Source organism: Mesotoga infera (assembly GCF_900157305.1).
Taxonomy (GTDB): Bacteria; Thermotogota; Thermotogae; order Petrotogales; family Kosmotogaceae; genus Mesotoga; species Mesotoga infera.
On sequence record NZ_LS974202.1, the window covers coordinates 1,927,667 to 1,946,705 of the forward strand.

General features: G+C 45.1%; 8 protein-coding genes. 7 read left to right on the forward strand and 1 reads right to left on the reverse strand.

What is annotated here, in order from left to right:
- Positions 1-220 precede the first annotated feature (220 nt).
- The 5 genes from MESINF_RS08810 (at position 221) to MESINF_RS08830 (ending at position 10,820) form a co-directional block, all read left to right on the forward strand.
- Complete coding sequence (locus MESINF_RS08810; RefSeq protein ID WP_169700981.1) at positions 221-1,420, forward strand: DDE-type integrase/transposase/recombinase; 1,200 nt, start codon at positions 221-223, stop codon at positions 1,418-1,420.
- A gap of 375 nt (positions 1,421-1,795) precedes the next feature.
- The gene (locus tag MESINF_RS13785; RefSeq protein WP_169699475.1) at positions 1,796-2,119 is read left to right on the forward strand and encodes an integrase core domain-containing protein; all 324 of its coding nucleotides are present in this window, start codon (positions 1,796-1,798) and stop codon (positions 2,117-2,119) included.
- A gap of 315 nt (positions 2,120-2,434) precedes the next feature.
- Positions 2,435-4,684 carry an InlB B-repeat-containing protein gene (locus tag MESINF_RS08820; RefSeq protein ID WP_169699476.1) on the forward strand — a complete coding sequence of 750 codons (2,250 nt, stop codon included), beginning with the start codon at positions 2,435-2,437 and terminating at the stop codon, positions 4,682-4,684.
- Between the two features lie 112 nt (positions 4,685-4,796).
- Positions 4,797-8,957, forward strand: coding sequence for an InlB B-repeat-containing protein (locus MESINF_RS08825; RefSeq protein ID WP_169699477.1), 4,161 nt, complete (start codon positions 4,797-4,799; stop codon positions 8,955-8,957).
- Positions 8,958-9,107: 150 nt separating this feature from the next.
- Positions 9,108-10,820, forward strand: a complete 1,713-nt coding sequence (locus MESINF_RS08830) for an InlB B-repeat-containing protein (RefSeq protein WP_169699478.1) — start codon at positions 9,108-9,110, stop codon at positions 10,818-10,820.
- 237 nt (positions 10,821-11,057) lie between these two features.
- Here MESINF_RS08830 and MESINF_RS08835 read toward each other — a convergent pair whose 3' ends face one another.
- Positions 11,058-15,827: an InlB B-repeat-containing protein gene (locus MESINF_RS08835; protein ID WP_169699479.1), complete on the reverse strand. Its 4,770-nt coding sequence runs from the start codon at positions 15,825-15,827 to the stop codon at positions 11,058-11,060.
- 251 nt (positions 15,828-16,078) lie between these two features.
- Between MESINF_RS08835 and MESINF_RS08840 the strand changes: the two genes are divergently transcribed.
- Together MESINF_RS08840 and MESINF_RS08845 are read left to right on the forward strand one after the other, a co-directional pair.
- A complete protein-coding gene (locus MESINF_RS08840) occupies positions 16,079-17,569 on the forward strand; it encodes a right-handed parallel beta-helix repeat-containing protein (protein ID WP_169699480.1) in 1,491 nt (496 codons plus the stop codon).
- A gap of 526 nt (positions 17,570-18,095) precedes the next feature.
- Complete coding sequence (locus MESINF_RS08845; RefSeq protein WP_169699481.1) at positions 18,096-18,950, forward strand: hypothetical protein; 855 nt, start codon at positions 18,096-18,098, stop codon at positions 18,948-18,950.
- Positions 18,951-19,039 lie beyond the last annotated feature (89 nt).

Here is a 19,039-nt window from a genome sequence, read left to right on the forward strand (position 1 = left end):
CCACCCCGTTATTCATACAAAGTTTGTCAAGTAAAGATTGCTAATAATTATACCACCAAATCCGCTTTAGTTACTCAACCTCGATATGCATCACAAAAAATCTACTTGAAAAGGGTAACGATGCATCAAAAATGAAACTACTCGAAAGGTAAGGGTAAAGGGGATAATCTTCGCGAATGACAAGTTGAAAGAGGTTGACACGAAGATGAAGAGAATAGACATGACTGGACTGATCGAGAAATACTCAAAGAAGTACAGAAAGTCTGGAAAGAAGGAGAAGAGTAGAATTCTTAACGAGTTTACTGAGGTAACTGAGTACAACCGGAGCTATGCATCATTAATACTTAGGAGGGGTTATTCTAAGAAGAACAAGAGAAGCAAATTCACAAAGAGGCGCGGGAGAAAGAAGAAATATGATTTGGAAGTATTGAGAAAACTTGTTGAGATATGGGAGATCCTGGACTTTCCTTGCGGCAAGAGATTCAAAGCGATTATTGAAGAGGTGATAGACAATCTGAACAAGAATGGTCATTTGTCTTTGAGGGAAGAAGTTAAGCAGAAGCTTTTGGAAATAAGTTCCTCCACAATGGATAGACTTCTTCGAAGTGAAAGGAAGAAGATGGAACTGAAGGGTAGGTCACATACAAAACCCGGTACTCTCTTGAAGAAACACATAAGGATAAAGACTCATCACGAATGGGATGACACAAAACCAGGTTTTGTTGAGGTGGATCTTGTCGGTCACGAAGGAGGTAATAGTTCGGGAGAATTCTGTTATAGCCTGAATATGGTGGATGTTGCCAGTGGTTGGAGTGTCGTTGCACCAATAAGGAACAAAGCTCAAAGATGGACCCTCGAAGCTATAATCGCATTGAGAGCTTTACTTCCTTTCCCTCTTTTGGGAATTCATTCCGACAATGGTTCGGAGTTTATTAATGCTCATTTGTATAAGTATTGCTTGGATGAAAGATTGGTCTTTACCAGAACCCGGAGTTACAACAAGAACGATAATCCCCATGTGGAACAGAAGAATTGGTCTTTGGTCAGAAGGGCCGTTGGCTATTACAGATACGACACTTTGGAGGAACTGACTATCTTGAAGGAGCTATATGCAAGCTTGAATCTCTACAACAACCATTTCCAGCCTACTCATAAGATGATCCAAAAGACCAGAGATGGTACAAGAATAGTGAAAAAATACGACAAGTTCGCTACTCCCTACGAAAGAGTTCTTAACTCTCCCTGGATTGACTCCACAAAAAAAGATGAGCTTCGCAAGGTTCACGAAGCCCTAGATTTATATATACTCAAGAGTAATATAGCACATTTTCAAGAATCACTGGTTGATATACAGATAATGAAGTCTAAATCTAACTCAAAGGGAGGTGTTCTCAATCTCCTTCTATTCGATTTTGAATAGATTCTATTTTGATGCATTAACTCTCTCTTGAGTAGATTTAATTTTGATGCATTACGAACCTAATGCATATTGACTTTACAGAAAGAAGGAAATAGAACACTGTCTGAAAAAGGCATGAAATCATCGTATATTCGTGGAGGTCAAACCATACGAAAGGATTATTTTATGCCCACCACGAATATCACAGATTACTTCGGATGTCGTCGGTTGGTTCGCTTCTTCCGTATAGAGCAGAGATAGAGCAGAGAAGGTTTGTTGAAGGGTATTCCTGTTCTCTCTTCCTGTCCGCTCACAAGGACACCAGCGGACTGGTCACCTTCTGTTCTTCTTCTCAGTCCTCCATCTCGAGATTGTTGAGCTCTCAGTTCATTTCCAGTGATTAGGATAAGGCATGAATTCATAGAGAAGGGCAAACCGCAACAGAATGGATTCAGCGAGTCATTTAATGCCAGATTCGAAGATGAATGCCTTAGAATGCTCGATCTCAACCTCATTCGAGCATCGCTTATGAAACGCCGATCAGACTCCGTATTCTCAGTTACTGATTCGCAAGTGATGATTCACAGTGAATCATCACTATTGAAAAGCTCTTTATTCAACACTTTCTCTTTATACTTGTCTCACTTTTGGGGGCATATCAGATATCTTTCTGTATTATCTCAACAGATGGTCCATAGAGTCCTATTTCAAGACTGCTAAACAACACTTCTTACAAGAATTTTCGTTAAACTCAATCTTCAGATATAGCGGTCTTTGAGTGGATATTAGTTTGGTATTTGAAAAGCTACAGTGTATAATATCTTTCAAGATGAGTACTGCATTCTGGATTGAGAGTTTTTATCCTTAGACAATATAGAGGATTTTATTTGACATGGATTCTGTAAACGTGATAAAATCAGAATGGTGCTTGTGTGCGTTTGTGGTGCATAGTTCAAAATGTTCAAACGATATCATTGATGTTGTTCGTGGAAATATAAACCGTGACAAACAAACGCTTCTTAGGGGGTGTTCAAGGTGGCAAGACGGTCTCGTGTTCTCCTGATTCTTATTCTGTTTATTGGCCTTGCTTTTCTCCTGACTGGATGTCTAAAAAAGATTGACGTAACTCTTACTGTGGCTATCCAGGGCTTAGGAGAAACTGATCCTGATGTAGGTGCCCACGTTTTCAAGTATGGGGCTATTGTGACACTTACAGCGACGCCAGCAGAAGGCTATGATTTCGAGAAATGGGAAATTGAGGGTCTGGGAAGCTTTAACGAAAGCGTTAAAGAAATCAAGTTGAAAGATTCCATATTGGCGACTGCTTTTTTTGCTAAGAAATCTTTCAATATAGAAGCTTCGGTTGACCCTGAAAATGGTGGCATTGTAACAGGTACCGGTTCATATCTTTTTGGTGATACAGCTTCACTAACAGCAGTAGCTGCTGAGGGATTCAAGTTCGTTGAGTGGACTGAGAATGGAGCCCCAATTGGTTCAGACAATCCGCTCGAGTTTGTTGTCAACGCTAACAGGGCTTTCGTAGCGCACTTCCGCCAGGAGTACACTGTCACTGTTAGTGTCACACCTGAAGAAGGCGGAACAGCTACTGGCGGCGGCGTGTACGCTTATGGAACTGAAGCCACGGTAGTGGCTACTCCCGCAGATTGCTACGACTTCGAAGGCTGGTTCGTGGACGATACTCTCGTCAGCGAAGATGCAGAGTACACCTTCACAGTCACAGAAGATGTCGACCTGGTAGCGGTCTTCACGCTTAAGACGTTCGAAGTCACCGTTACTGCCGAGCCCGATGAGGGTGGAGTGGTTGATGGAGGCGGCACTTACGACTGCGGAGAAGAAGCTACCGTAACAGCTGTAGCAGATGAGTGCTACGACTTCAACGGCTGGTTCGTGGGTGAAACTCTCGTCAGCGAAGATGCAGAGTACACCTTCACAGTCACAGAAGATGTTGACCTGGTAGCGGTCTTCACGCTTAAGACGTTCGGGGTCACCGTCACTGCCGAGCCCGATGAGGGCGGAGTGGTTGATGGAGGCGGCACTTACGACTGCGGAGAAGAAGTGACAGTAACAGCTGTAGCAGATGAGTGCTACGACTTCGAAGGCTGGTTCGTGGGTGAAACTCTCGTCAGCGAAGACGCAGAATATACATTCACTGCTGAGGCCGATGTTGATCTGGTAGCGATTTTCACCATCAAGACCTACGTAGTTACTTCAACAGCCGGAGAAAACGGAGCAGTCGATCCAGAAGGCGAAACGGTAGTCGATTGTGGAGATGATCTTCTGTTCACTTTCACTCCCGATGAGGGTTACGGTGTTGACCAGGTAACGGTCGATGGGGCTCCCGTCGATGTAGTCGGTTATCCAGATATAACCGATAAGACCTACAATCTTGAAGATATACGTGACAATCATGCCATAGACGCTACTTTCAAGCAGGTCTTCTTTGTAACCGATTTTGATTTCCAGGCTCAGAGTCCGCTGGGAAATAGATACGACGCACATATCGAAGTCGATCCGGAAGTCACTCTACTGAAGTTCTCCTATCCTGACGACGATACTGAGCTTCCTGTTCCCGAAGCGCCAGTAGTCGGTGGAGTAGCCAATATCGTCAATTTCTTCACACTTGACGATGCGGATTTCCTTTTGATAAGAGCCTTCACGGCCGATGGTAATCTTCTGGCAGAGATAGTGGTGGAGCTGGATTATAGCGAAGCCTTCCTGAAGGTTGCGACATTTACTCCAAAGAGAGAATGGTCTTTGCCTTCCGCAGTTATTTATGATGTTCATATCGAAGTCTCAGACAATATCGATAGAGTAGAGTTCTCCTACCCCGACAATCCAGAGGCCGAACCGATACCTGCAATGGCCGTTCCAGTCGGTGGAGTAATAGACATAGAGATGAACTCCGTAGATTTCGATGCCGAAGAAATAACCGTTATGGCATACAGCGGTGCCGAGCTGCTGGTTTCAAAGAACTTCGATCTCCTGAAAGTTATAGAGGCAACCTGTGAGTTTGTCGCTGATTATCCGATCCTGGGTATTTCCGAGTACAAATTCACCGTGGTTGTTAATTCGCCATTCTGTGCTTCCATCGAGTTCGTCGCGGATGGAGAAATACAGGTTATTGAAGGTAATCCCTTTGCAGTTCCGGGTCTTGGCACTTATGAGTTCCGTGTCTTTGTAGCTTCGGTATTGAACAGAGTTGACGTCATGGCTAAAGACGGTGCGGACGATAAAATAGCTGAGAGAAACATTGATCTTCCTTAGTATCAGTTTGTTATTGGTTCCAGAGAGTACTAAGTAGTGTTTATGGAATACAGGTTTTGCAAGTTAGTCTTTGTTATGATTGAGTTGAACCTAAAAAGGAGGTTGAGTTTGCATGCTTAAACGCAAGGGTTTCTACGGTCTCGTACTGGCAATAGTCGTACTAACGCTTTTCTTGCCTGCATGTTTCAAACTTGGCGGAGAACCCTCAATTGATGCCGAATTCACTCTGACCCGTGAGATTTCACTCATGGGAATCAGCGAGTTTGCTTTCAGCGTCGATGTGAAGGGAGTAAAGGACGCGGCGGTTGTCGAGTTCGACAACGGTATGCCTTCCGTGGCGCTGAGTGGAGGCAAGGCCGAATCGAGATTCTTCGCGAACATTGGGACAGGCGAAGTGACACTCTCAGTTAGAGACTCCAGGGGTGTGGAGCTTCTAAAGAAGACAGTTGCACTTGAAGAAACAAAGTCAACATTCGACATGGCAGCAGTGGAAGACAAGACAGGAATCTACGTACTCATAGACGACGAGCTTATCTTCTACTCTCTCGAATGCCTAGAGAACATGACATTTGCAGAGAAGGTCGAGCTGCTCATTAACGTAATACTTGTGAACGATTCTTATGTTGTAATTCAGTCGGGAGAAGATGCGTGGATCTGGGACTTCGCAACATATCCAAACAACCCGAAGTATGACCTGACACAGGATACGCTTGACACACTCGGACTCCCGAACTACGCGCTTGCAATCTGTGAAGGCGGATTCTTCAACATACTCAACGGGAAGTCGCTGTATATCCTTGACCTGACGGTAGTTGGAGACGGGGAAGTAACAGTCGATCCTGAAGAGCTGCTGTATGAAGAGGGAACGGAAGTCTCGCTGACGGCGCTGGCGGGAACCGGCTGGTACTTTGGTGGCTGGACGGGAGACCTGGAAAGCTCCGACCCAGAAGAGACGATCGTGATGGATGAAGACAAAGCGATTACGGCAAACTTTGTCGAGGAATTCTCTCCATACATTGTTGATTACAGCTACGAACCCGATCCGGTGTGTGAAGGCACAGACTTCGAAATAACGGTAGAAGTGCAGAACGCAGAAGTAGTGGAGATAACATTTGAAGGCGAAACAGTGGTAGCCGAAAAGAACGGCGACATCTACACGGCGTCGTTCACAGCTCCGATGGTATCACTGAACACCTTCAAGCCGCTGGCGATAAAGGCAACAAACGTTACGAAATCAGTGACAAAGGACTACGCAGAAGGTATATATGTACTCAACAGTGAAGGAGCAATCGAAATTCTTGACTTCTGGTACGAAGAATTCGATTGCGACGCCACTGGCACATATCTGTACGTAAAGACTTGCTGCAATCCGGACCCTGTATATTTCGACATACTTGTAGAAGGTCCATTCGAAACAGAGCCGGAGTTTGTGAGCAAGGAACTCGTACCGGGAGAATGCGAATATCTGATCACCTTCTGGTGGGAATTCGGAACGGTAGCCTGCGCCGATGCGACATTGACGGCGGTAGTAAAAGACTACTGTGGGAACACTGACGAATGGCCACTTGTGATAGAAGATATAAACGGACTCACAAATGACGATGTAATCTTCATAGGATTCGATCCAGAAGAAGTGCCGTGCGATGCTACGACACTGACCTTCCCGGTGAAGATCAACTACTTCGACATACTTAACGTAACGAAGGTAGAGCTGTATGCCTGCTGGGGAACTGTAGAAGATAGATTCGCGAAAGAAGCCGAACTACTCACCACGGGCGAAGCCACAGTAACATACAACTTCCCGGGTTATGACTGTGAAGAGATGTGCGTAACGGTCAAAGTATGGGCGGAAGATTGTGGAGAATGCGAACTCTTCTACGAACTGTGCTACACGTTCGACATTGACAACGTTCCTCCGGAGGAAGACCTTGACGTGAAACACGTAGATGTTGAATGCAACACAGTGTCCACTGAAGTGAACTGGGACTTTTACGACAACTGCTTCTATGGAACAACAATAGCCGTAACCCACGGAAGCCTCTTCCACTATGAAGAAATTGGAGAAGACATTTGGGATTGGGTTAACAAGGGACAGTTCGTCGAGGGACTGGGTTACGAAGACGATGGCAACTGGGAATGGAGATTCCCCAATACCGAATGTGAAGACATCACAATAACGATAACCGGAGAAGACGACTGCGGGAACACAACGACCTGGACAGAGACCTTCTTTGTGGACAACGTGGCTCCTGTGGTTGAATTCGATCTTGGAGAAGATATCTGCAGCCCAACAGCGACTTCGCTGGTATTCAGCTGGACGATATCCGATTGCCAGGATGCAACATTCACCGGAATCCAAGCCATCTTCAACTGCGGCTTTGATGACGCCTTCGCCGAAGCCGTCCATTATGGTCCGAAGGTTGATTACGAACTCAGTGAAGACGGGCTTAGCGGTATGGCCACACTGACCTGGGACCCCGTTGACTGCTGCGAACTTGAAGTGACAGTCTATGCGACCGACGCTTGCGGGAACGAAGGATACCACACCGATTCCATATCAGTGGACAACCTGGCGCCGGTAATAAAATACTTTAACGTAGTGGACGAAGAAGAATGCGTAACTGGCAGATCAGTCAATATCAACTATGAAGTTGAAGAGAACTGCCTCGATTACGTGATGATAAACGTATCCAAGGGCTGTCTCGACGAGGGACTTGATTGCTTCACGTGGATATGCGAAAGCGACTGCTGGTCCGGAGAAGTACTGTGGAAACTGCCGGAGATAGACTGTGAAGTACTCACGTACACGATAACCGCAGTTGACTATTGCGGACACACAACGACGAAAGAAGCTACGCTTCTTGTTGACAACATGGCGCCTTCGATAGAGCTGGACATACTCGAACCGGATCACTGCGCTACATTCACGACATTCAACTGGGACGTAACAGACAACTGCATCGAAAAAGTAAGCCTCGCGGTTAACTATGGAACGCTAGACGCGACGCCTTTGGTTTACACGCAGGTATTGGATGGAAATGGCGGCATACTCGTTGGTCCTACTGGAAATGCGACATGGACATTCGAGAATCTCGATTGTGGGGATATAACGCTCACAATAACCGCTATCGACAGCTGTGGAAACGAGACGGTAGCGACGGCGACCTACAACATAGACAACGTAAAGCCCGAGATCCTATCCTGGGAATTCGACATGGAACCGGTGCCGGATCCGGAGGAATTATGCGACGTCGTGTACAACTCGCCGACCACACTTCTCACATGGGAAGCAACCGACAACTGTCCAGAAGGCTTCGTGATAGAAGTGACAGCCGGATATATTGAACACTGGGAAGACGTAGACCCCGATCCGAATGTAACCAACATGCAGTGGGTACCTTACGGACAGAAGCCCAATGCTCCATGGAAGAACGATGAGGATGGCCAGGGTAATTCTAACTGGAGATGGAACATATCCGGACTTGACTGCCAGATGGCGGAAATAACCTTCACGGCATGGGATGCCTGTGGAAAGACATCCGACGGGACAGAGATCAAGGTAGACACACTGGCCCCGGACATTTCACTTGAAGTCGAACCATATGAGCAATGTGAAGCCGAATGTGTAACGCTCACCTGGGAGATCACAAGCGAAGACTGTTTGGTATGCAACGATAACTGTATTGAATGGTGGGTAGGAACGATAGAAGCGAATATCGGAACTATCGACGGACAAGCGAAGAAGCAAATCTCCGTACCTTGCAATAGTTCGCTGCCCATAAGCGGCACAGTAACATGGTGCTTTGGAGAAATCGATTGCGAAACAACACTGGTGGCCACGTTCACGGCCTGGGACGCAGCCGGCAACGAGGTTGAAGCAGCAGTCGTAATAGGTAACATAGACACAAAACCACCGGTGATAAGCTACTTCTCGTTTGGAGATGTGAAATACGATGGAAACGAAGATCCTTACCTGGAATTGAGCTGGGAAGCGACGGATAACTGCTTCAACATAGCATCTGTCTGGGTAAGCCAGGGAAGTCTGGAAGCCACGGTCACTGAGTCTGAAACTGATTCGTTTGACTTTGATCTTCAGGCCGGAGACTTCTTCGTGCCGGACGAGTTCACAGACCAGTACATAAGTAAAAAGTGGAAGAACACGCTTTACTGGTTCCTGGACGACGAAGCTACTGGAACAGCCTGGCTTGCAGTTCAGGATGTATGCTGCAACGAGGCTACCGCGACGACAGTGTACTACCCACAACCACAATAATTATTAGCTTACAGCGGGGAGAAATCCCCGCTGTTTCTTTCTTCTATTACCAATCTCCGTAACTCCATATGAACAACCTTTTTGCTGCCATGGTAGAATACTGTATAGAGAGCTGCGAAAGTATCCTTTGCTAGAAAGGGGTAGATTCATATGAAAAGAGCTATCCGAATTTTCCTGGCATTTTCCCTTCTCATGATGCTGGTTCAGGGTTGTGTGCTCAAAGTGGTAAAACTGAATATCCAAACAGACTCTCTTCAGATAGCTGTCGGAGAATCTATTCTTATTGCTTATACAGTCGATCCTGCAGATTCAAAAGTTTCTTTTTCAACTAATAACGATTCTATCGCGACTGTCTCTTCGGAGGGATTAGTCACCGCTGTTGCACAGGGCACAACCTCTATCACAGTCGAGGCTACCAGAGACGGGTTCAAGAAGGCTCGAGGAACAGTAAATGTTACCGTGCTTCCAGCACCGTTGTATGTCATAACCTTCAATGTTCATGATATTCAGGGTGCGGTTCAGGGAGCCTCAATAGTTTTTAACTCCCAAGCAAAGATGACAGATGCTGACGGTAAGGCAGTATTTTCGGATGTTCCACCGGGAAACAAGACATATACCGTAAGCAAAGAGGGATACCATGACATCACCGGAGATATCAACGTGGATAGCAACAAACAGGTAGATATCACTCTTTCCAAGAAAAGCTACCTGCTTACTACTAATACAATCGGTCAGGGCACTATCGTGAAAAGCCCGGACAAAACGTCTTATCTGCACGGTGAAGTCGTTCAGCTCACCGCTGTTCCCGATGATGGCTGGAGCTTCACCGGCTGGAACGGAGCGATTGTTGGTAATGCCAATCCCGTCAATATTACGATGAATTCAGATCGTTCAGTAACTGCCATTTTCTCAATCATGAAGCTTACAGTCACGGCTTCTTCTAATCCCGCAGCTGGTGGATCAGTTAAAGGAACAGGAGTGTTCGACTATGGAGAAGTAGTAACCCTTATTGCTACACCAAATGAGGGCTATGAATTTGTCAACTGGACGGAGGATGGAGCTCAGGTTAGTCTGGATCCAGAATACTCTTTCATTTTAACCACTGATCGATCCCTTGTGGCAAACTTTGCAGTGAAAACCTATGAGTTGGGAGTAAATGTTCTGGGTAACGGAAGCGTACAAAAGAGCCCAGATCTTGATAAGTATCTGCATGGAGAAATAGTGGAATTAGCAGCTGAACCTGCACAAGGATGGAGCTTCGATAGTTGGAGTGGAGATCTTGAAGGGTCTCAGAATCCCGCAAGCATTACAATGAATGCTAACAAAGAAGTGACAGCCACGTTCAGAGCCAATCAGTACACAGTAAACGTTTTTTCGAGTCCTGAAGAAGGCGGATTAGTGACTGGCGGTGGCTCTTTCACATTCGGAGAGGAGATAGTTGTCACAGCGCTGGCCAACGACTGTTATATGTTTATCGGATGGTATGAAGATGGGCTTCTTGTGAGCGAAGAAAACGAATTCTGCTTCGTCGTGGAGAGAGATATAGAACTCGAAGCCAGATTTGTGAATGCAGTTAAATCGAAAGAGTTCAAATTCATTCTCGAGAATCTATTTCTGGGTCGTAAATATGAGGTCACTATGAAACTGGATTTGAGAATAACAAAAGTCAGGTTTATATATCCTAATATTGATCCGGATATTCAGACTCCTATACCCGGAGAGGTGGTACCTGACGGGAATGGAGATGTTTACATCAATTCTTTCTGGACCAATACAGAGGCCGAATCCATACTGATTCTTTGCTATTCAGGTGATAAGCTTGTTTCGCAATGTGTGGAATCTCTTTTAAAAGACCTGAAATGATCAGAGATGTGCCCTTTTGTGGCCAAAGAACATGTTGAATTCCGCGAGTCGTTTCCGTTCGGCTGAATTTGTGCGGTGATCAGTAAGCATATATTTTTCAATTGGGTGTACTGTAAATGCGATATGGACGAGAATCTTGATAGTGACGGCGACCTACAACACTCTAAGGTTGCAACTTACAGCGGGGAGAAATCCCCGCTGTTTTTCATCTGAGAAAAGAGTTTGAAAGAAAAGCTATTACTGACTGCTCATATTGTCATCGTAGCCAACGATTGTGTTCGCATGGTTCGTGTTAGGATTGGTGTAATTGTTTGAATTCCAGACATCGTTTGCTGTAAGATAGTCATACTTGTAAGCATCGACGGAAATGGAAACTAGATATCCGGCATTTATGTAGGCTTTTAGTGTCTGAATGTCCTGATCGTTTTCCACTCTCAGGACACTCATTACATTAGTATGGCTCCTGTACCTCGGGGCTTCTCTCCACGCAGACTCCGAAGGCCAAGTCTTGCTGTCGTTAGGATTATAGGGCATCTCTTTCCAGCTGCTCACGCCTGTATTAGATATAAGCTTCATCGCATCCTGGTATGCGGAACCTGCAGATGCGCTTCCGTTGTTTATCTGGTGATAGATGAAATCTGGACTGAGTATCCTGTCCTGGTAGGACACGGTGGGCGCTCCGTAGTATCCTCCCACCCATTGAGCACCGCTTAGGTCCCAGTTCCTGTCACAGGCTTCATAAAAAGTGGCCGTGTAATACCCTACTGAGAAGGCTACACATGAACCTTCACTTCCCTGATTACCTATCGGTGGAAAGTGGATCGAACTTGAATGGTCCAGAGAAACAGGTAGCGTCTCCTGCAGATCAAAAGGCTTCATCTCATACCAGCTGTTTGCTATCTCTTCCCACTCTTCAACCGAGGGCGGTCTCAGACCAGTGCCGTAACCGTTTATTATCTCGTTGTAGTCTCTTCCCTCTTCATACACACCCATCGTTTCTTTCATTCCTTCGAGTAGTCTCTTTGAAAGACCTCCAGCGTTTGAAGAGAGATCATAGTTCGAAATGGCCGAAACTGTGACACCCGGAATCTGTACATTCACATAAGAGTTGTTGACGGTGTTCTTTGGTGTCTGTGTGGATATGAAGACATTTGAAGGAATTCCCGATGGATAGTTGTCGTATATCTCTACCGAGAAGAACTCGATAGTGCCTGTGCTGCCTGTCTTCGTATCATATACTTTCAGATACAAAGTCTCGTTGTTGAATGGAAGGAGTTCGGTTATGTCCAGAACCATTTTGTTGTCTGGATAAGGATATGGACCGCTACATTGATAATAGTCATCGAACCTCTTCTCTCTTGAAGGAGAAGAGGGGTTTCCTACGCCTACATATACGAAGCAATCATTCCTGACGGAATGTGATATCTTGAAAACGGCTATCGCTCTGGGTTCATAGTTATCTTTCGGATCAACTGCAAAGCACAGAACCTTATTCTGTTTCATGGCTTCATAGGTTATATACAGAAAACCGTCAGGGACGTTTTCCCATCCACCTATTCCCCAGGAGTTAGCAACTTTAAACCCTCCCACCTCTTGCTGAATTGAGAAGTTCGCAACTAGCGTTCTGTTCTTTGTAGCCGTAAATGAATAACTGGCGTTAGTACTTACCTGTGCTCCATTCTCTGTCCAGTTGACGAACCTGTATCCCTCTTTGGGGGTGGCTGAAAGATTGACAGTATCTCCATGGGTGTAGACCCCTCCACCGGCAGCAGTTCCTCCGGCTGCAGGATTGGCCGAAACGGCTATTGTATAGGTCTTCTTTGTCAGGATAATATCTACCGTCTTGTCTCCATCGACATTGACGTTATCAGTCACGTTGTTGTATCCCGTCTTGCTTATCGTGTATGATCTTGTTCCTGACTGAACGTTTGTGAAGACGGCCTTTCCCTGCGCGTCGGTGCTCTTGTTCTCACCGTTGAAGGCGACGTTAGCGCCCTGAACTTTTCCCTGGTTATCGCTTACATTGAAAGTTACCGTATATACTCTGACGAAATCGGCAGTCACCGTTTTGTTTCCGTTCATAGTCAGATTGGCCGGGTTTGCAGAGCCGCTCAAATCTCCGCTCCAGGTGTCGAAAGCCCAGCCGGCAGAAGGATTGGCTGTGAGCTGAACGACTTCACCATGAGTATATGTTGCTTTGTCTGGATTCTTCGTGACAGTCCCCTGACCAATTACGTTTGTCGTTAGGCTATAGGTCTTGAGTTTGAATGTGACGGAGATAGTATGACTGGCAGTCACGTTGTTGAATGTGTAGCTGGATACGGCTCCAATGGAAACTCCGTCTACCTTCACATCTTCTATGTCATATCCGGTGTCCGGAGTTATCGTGAATGACTGATTAGAGCCGTGGGTAACGTTCACACTCCCCGCGGGATTTATGCTTCCTCCCGTGCCCGCCGTTGCGGTGATCGTGTAGGTCTTAAGTCTGAAGTTGGCCACGAGTGTCCTGTTCGCGGTCGCCGTGAACGAGTAAGCGGCATTCGCGCTCACCTGCACTGCGTTCTCCGTCCAGTTGACAAATTCATAGCCTTCGCTTGGAGTGGCCACAAGGTTTACAGTATCTCCGTGAGTGTAGTTTCCTCCGCCGCTCACACTTCCTCCGGCAGGAGGATTTGCCGACGCGGCTATCGTGTACTTCTTTATTGTGAAGGTCGCCGTTACTGTCTTATTTGAGTCCATTGTTATGTTTGCCGGATTGGCAGTACCACTAAGGTCTCCGCTCCAGCCGGTGAAGTTCCAGCCCGTTGATGGAATCGCCGTCAGCTGAACTATCTCGCCGTGAGCGTAAGTCGATTTGTCGGGATTTTTCGAGACCGAACCCTGCCCGACCGCGTTAGTCGAAAGCGTGTAAGTCTTTTTAGCTAGAGAGACATTCACGCTCTTGTCTGAATCTACATTAACACTTCCGGTAGAGTTCTCGTATCCGATCTTGCTTACCGTGTATGCCCTGTTCCCGACCGGAACTTCCGAAAAGACGGCCCGGCCCTGGGAATCTGTCTGTTGAGACTCTCCATTGAAACTCACATTTGCTCCCTGAAGCGGAACAGAGTCATCGCTGACACTGAATGCAATTTCAAATTCTGCGAGATTTTCCTTCGAAAGAACCGCTTCACATTGCGAGACAACCTCATCCCCTACATAACAGACGATAATCACGGCCTGTGCATCTCTGTTAGTCCAGAAGGCCGAAAGATCCACAACTCCATTTCCGTCAGGAATTGCTTCTTCAGGAATCGGGGTTTGAATCTCTGGATCGATATCTGGATATATGAATCTCACTTTTATGATCGCCGGGTCTAGCTCAAGCCTTACTTCATACTTACAACCGAAAAATGCGCTCTCCAGAACGAATCTGAAATCCTTAGACAATACAGATGCCACGAATTTGGCCTCAATCACTCTATCATTAAAGACGTCGAATCTGTACTCCCGGTCTTCACTGACAAGCTGGCCATTTTCGTACCAGCCGGAGAACATATAGCATTCACTTGCCTCAGCGATTAGTAGGGCTTCTTCACCGTAGGCATATGTACCACCACCGGAGACAGCACCTCCATCTTCTGGACTGGCATATACCTCAACAGAATACCGGTGTTCCAAAAAGTGTGCGGTTACACTCTTATCACCGTCCATTGTAATGGACGTTGGATTCAGAGAGCCTTCCAGATCTCCGGTCCAACCATTGAAGTTCCATCCACTGGCCGGTATAGCCGTCAGCTCGACAATCTCCCCATGGTTGTACCTTTCCTTTTCAATCGACCTCGAGATCGAGCCATCTCCGGAAACCAGAGTTGTCAGTTCATAGGTTTTCCCAACCAATACTATGTCAACGGTTTTGTCGGAATCTACGATCACGTTTCCTGCCAGGTCTTCGTATCCCAACTTGGTTATCGTGTAATCCTTGTTTCCTGGAGTTATTTCGTAGAATTCCACTTTCCCTTGAGCATCAGTCTCTCTTTCTTCTCCGGCAAAACTAACAAGTGCTCCCTCTACTGCTCCTTCAAAATCGCTCACAAAGAAAGTAACCGTATATCTCTCGAGCTTGAAACTGGCCGTAATTGACTTATCGCTATCCATAGTGATTACGATCTCTGTGTCCGATCCGGTGGCATCGCCTGTCCACTGCTCGAATAACCAGCCCTCAGCCGGTTCTGCCGTAAGGGAGACTTCCGTCCCTTCTTCATATATACTCTCTTCAGGAGCAACAACTACCGAACCATTTCCTTCAGTTGAAACCACGAGCTCATAAAGGAACCTACCATTAAGTATGTTGAAAAGACTAACTTCACAGATGGCAAGCGCGTAGTTTGGAAGTCCGAGTGTGTCAAGCGTATCCTGTGTCAGGTCATACTTAGGATTTGCAGGATATGTTTCAAAGTCCCAGATCCAGGCTCCAAAAGGCTGTGTGTCTATGATCACATAAGAATCATTGACGGAGAGTACTTTAATAAGCAGTTCGACCTTCTCTTCAAATGTCATGTTCTCAAGGCATTCAAGAGAGTAGAAGATAAGCTCGTCGTCTATGAGTACATAGACTCCAGTCCTGTCTTCCACTGCTGCAATGTCGAATGTTGACTTAGTCTCAGGAAGAGCAACCGTCTTCTTTAGAAGCTCCACACCCCTGGAGTCTCTAACTGAGAGTGTCACTTGCTCTGTCCCGGTATTCGCGAAGAATCTCGATTCGGCCTTGCCTCCACTCAGTGCTATTGAAGGCATCCCGTTGTCGAAATCGACAACTGCCGCATCCTTTAATCCCTTCACATCGACGCTGAAAGCAAATTCGCTGATTCCCATGAGTGAAATCTCACGGGTCAGAGTGAATTCAGTATCGATCGAGGGTTCTCCGCCAAGTTTGAAACATGCAGGCAAGAAAAGTGTTAGTATGACTATTGCCAGTACTCCATTAAACAGAATCCGAAGTGTTGAGTCTCCTCTTCCATTTCTCATATAATCAAGCCCCCATAGGTATTTAGTCCAAAGATTGAACCGATTAAAATAGTTGATAATTTATTATATCAAAGTCTTTCATGATTTTAGAAGAGACCGATCCAATACCCTTCTAACAAAAACGAATGTACTGAGATACTTTCATAAAACACATGATAGCGAGAGTTGTTTCCAGTTGAATGTAGAGCCTTTCAAGTCAACGCTGCGTGTTATAATTGTTCGATCTCTCATTCATGATTGGAGGTATTTTAATGCGCAAGAAGCATGCGTTTCCTATATTCGTTGCCCTTTTAGTGTTGCTCATTAGTGCATGCAGTTCACCCAAACCACCCAAATTCGAGATTCCCGATCAAAGAATTGAAGAAGGCTCCGTTCTACGGCTTTTGTTAACGGATTTTGCCGAGGTCTCAACTAACGAAAAACTTTCTTTCGAGCTGAAAGAAGGAAAAGGAAAAATAGAGGGAAACAATTACCTGTATTCAGCTTCATTCGAAGATTCAGGTACAAGCAAGGTAATTATAATTGCAAAGACTGACAAAGGCAAGGAAACAGAGGCGGCTTTTAATCTTATCATAGAAGACAAGAACCGTAGTCCGATAATCTCAATTGATAATCTTGAATTATCTCGCGAAGGCGAACTCACTCTGGACCTGAAAAAGATGGCAAGTGATCCAGATGGTGATTCACTTTCATTCTTCCTAAGTTCGGGAAAAGGAACTATAGAAAGTTATAAGCTCAAGGTTGTCGGGAAAGATCTCGACTATGGAGAGAATAAGTTTTCTGTACAAGTTATTGATACAAAAGGCGCAACAGCACTTACGAATTTTTCAATCGTCGTTCCTTTACCATCTGTAGTGGATTCCGGGAATACATTGTATGCCGGACTAGGCGGAGATTACGAAACCATACAGCAAGCAGTTAGCGCTGCAAAGACCGGTGATACGGTATTTATCCTTCCTGGCAATTATACTGAGAATATAAGTATTTCAAAAAGCATACATATTGTAGGATCTTCTAGAGACGAAGTTGTTATTAGCGCAAGTAATGAGTCATCGGCAATTATTTACGTTCGTAATGGTAATGGTGTCAAGATATCTGGACTGACATTGAAAACTCTGGGACCGGCAATCCAGTTTTCGAGGTCATCTGGTGAAATCAATGACTGCATTATCAAAGGTGGTAGATTCGGAGTGTCTTTTAGCGGTTCTTCCGGTACTTATATAACTGTTACCAATTGTACTTTCTCCGCTCTAGAAAGCGAGTACAATCCCGAAAAGCTGGGAGAACGTTTGACAGGGCTTTACGCTTATGGTACTGGAAAAGTAGAAGTTGCCAACTCGGTTTTTGTACGAAACGGCACTGGCCTATATCTTTCAAATGAGATCACCTTCAAAGTTTTGAATTCAACCTTCGATCAGAATACGATAGGCATTTCGATAACAGGAACGGCTAACGGACTAATTCGAGACAATCTAATTATGAGAAACATGGACAATGGAATACTTCTGAGAAGCACCTCTACCGTAGAGTTCGAAAACAACCGATTCTTGGACAATATTCGTCACGGTTTCGATCTCTATCTCAAAAGTTGTACCGATTGCGGTTGTGGCGGTACTGTCTTCAATGGGACTGTTCTGGGCTCTGGAAACGTATTTGATGACGAGAAAGCGATTTGCCCCAGAGACTTCAGTTGGCCCGAAGGCTTCTATAAGGTGGATGAGCAGATCTCAAAAACCAACTAGACCACTCAGAAGAATAAACATGCAGAACCGGCCTGATTTATGGGCCGGTTCTTCTATGTTTCTTAGCATTTCTACAAAGAAAGATACAGAAAAAAGAGCAATTTCGTGTTTCTAGATAACGAGTGGCTAGTTCACCAATCAAGCGTTCTTGCTTGCGAAAAGCCCTTCATTGCAAACGACAGTACAATAAACCAGTATTGATTACAGCAAACGTATGTATCAATCGATTAAGTATAACGAACATTTTATGACTGCTTTTGGCAGTCATCACCCTTTAGGTCTTTTCTACTATTTTAACATAGACAGATTGTCGATTCTCTACTGTTATTAGTATCTATATTCCAATTCTAAAGTAAGCGCCATCGAACCATGAATCCATAGAATGCACCCGCTGTCAAATTAATGTAATAATTATAACATCTATATTTTACTAATTTCTCTTTATCATTCGTATGATTTTGAGCTCGTTTGGAGTAGAATATGTTAAAGGTTACTCGTTATTGAACTGGGAAGTGAGGTAAGAAGAATGTCGAAGATTGGGTTAGTTCTGACTATAGCGATTCTGATATTCACAGCGAGCGGTTGCCTGCTTACACCTCGATTGACTGGCGAACCTGCAGAAAACGTTATCTCTCTTGAGCCCCAGATTCTACCACCGGACGCTTTTGGTGTCCGAAGAACAGAGATTGTTGTCGCAGGAGCGAGTGTTGGAACCTTCTCTTTTTGGATTGAAAACGATTCACTTATCCTCAGTTTTGAGGGTCTTGATGGATGGATGTTCAGCAGAATCGCTTTCGAGACTAAAGAAACAATTGATGAATTCAAGCTTGACGATAGCGGTATATTGGATATTGCATCCTTTTCTACAAATGTGCACTTTGACAATGTTGTCAATTTTGCTTCCTATGAAGTTGATCTAGATTTTCTCGATGATTTTACAACGAGTTTCTTCACCGCAATTTATCTAGAAATGAGAAACGCCGACGACATTGAGATCTCGACTATTCCAACAGCCTATCTTGGTACGATATATAGAGACTCAGGCCAGATTGATCTGAATTCAATACTTACCGGCGAACTTCGCGTCGAACGCCGAAACGGTTTGGCTTACTGTGATCTATCTCTTATAAATGAGGGTAATACTGAAGCTTTGTTTATTACTGTGGAACTTCTCTTTGAGATCGAAGAAGAAGGAACATGGCTCGAGTTTGAGAGAGTGAAATTGGTTTCCTTTGGAGATGAATTTAGTTTAGCTTCGGGCGCTTCAACTAAACTGAGTGCTGAAATCCCTGAAAAAGGCAATATAAGAGTTACAGCAGACATTAGCTCGATAAACAGCGATAGCGTTCGACTGGTTTACATATATGAAGGTGATTTCTAAGCATACGTTTGTATTTGATTTATGGTATGATAATTAAAGAAACTTCATTGTTCTTCTTCTTATGATTACTTCGGCACTTTATTATTTCT